Source organism: Paenibacillus sp. CMM36 (genome assembly GCF_053570945.1).
In genome coordinates this window covers 1-1183 of record NZ_JBSEDY010000063.1, presented here as the reverse complement: position 1 = coordinate 1183, position 1183 = coordinate 1, and the positions used below count along the sequence as shown (strand labels likewise).

Annotated in this window: 1 rRNA gene; it reads right to left on the bottom strand. The window is 53.8% G+C overall.

The window, feature by feature from the left end:
* Window positions 1-1183: ribosomal RNA gene (locus tag ACWA2B_RS27845) — 23S ribosomal RNA — on the bottom strand; the annotation flags it as partial.

The following is a 1183-nucleotide window of genomic DNA, read 5'->3' as shown; positions in this document are numbered from 1 at the left end:
CTCGGGCTATTCACCCTACCGAGGCACCCCTTCTCCCGAAGTTACGGGGTCATTTTGCCGAGTTCCTTAACGAGAGTTCTTCCGCGCGCCTTAGAATTCTCTTCTCGCCTACCTGTGTCGGTTTGCGGTACGGGCACCTTCTCCTGGCTAGAGGCTTTTCTTGGCAGTCTGAGATCATGACCTTCGCTACTATAATTTTCGCTCCCCATCACAGCCCAGCCTTAACGATGTGCGGATTTGCCTACACACCAGCCTCACTGCTTAGACGGACATCCATCCGTCCGCGTCACTACCCTACTGCGTCACCCCATCGCTCATAACGGATTACGGTGGTACAGGAATTTCGACCTGTTGTCCTTCGACTACGCCTATCGGCCTCGCCTTAGGTCCCGACTTACCCTGAGCGGACGAACCTTCCTCAGGAACCCTTAGGCTTTCGGCGGATCTGATTCTCACAGATCTTTTCGTTACTCATACCGGCATTCTCACTTGAATGCAGTCCAGCGCTCCTTACGGTACACCTTCAACCCGCATTCAACGCTCCCCTACCCCTGATGCAAGCATCAAGCCATAGCTTCGGTGGTGTGTTTAGCCCCGTTACATTTTCGGCGCAGAGTCACTCGACCAGTGAGCTATTACGCACTCTTTCAATGGTGGCTGCTTCTAAGCCAACATCCTGGTTGTCTGTGCAACTCCACATCCTTTCCCACTTAACACACACTTGGGGACCTTAGCTGATGGTCTGGGCTGTTTCCCTTTCGACAATGGATCTTAGCACTCACTGTCTGACTCCCGGAACTAAATCTATGGCATTCGGAGTTTGACTGAGCTTGGTAACCCTTGCGGGCCCCGCACCCAATCAGTGCTCTACCTCCACGATTCTTCTTTCCGAGGCTAGCCCTAAAGCTATTTCGGGGAGAACCAGCTATCTCCGGGTTCGATTGGAATTTCTCCGCTACCCCCACCTCATCCCCGCATTTTTCAACATGCGTGGGTTCGGGCCTCCAGTGCGTGTTACCGCACCTTCACCCTGGACAGGGGTAGATCACCCGGTTTCGGGTCTACGTCCACGTACTCATTCGCCCTATTCAGACTCGCTTTCGCTGCGGCTTCAGCTCTTCACCTTAACCTTGCACGGGAACGTAACTCGCCGGTTCATTCTACAAAAGGCACGCCATCACCC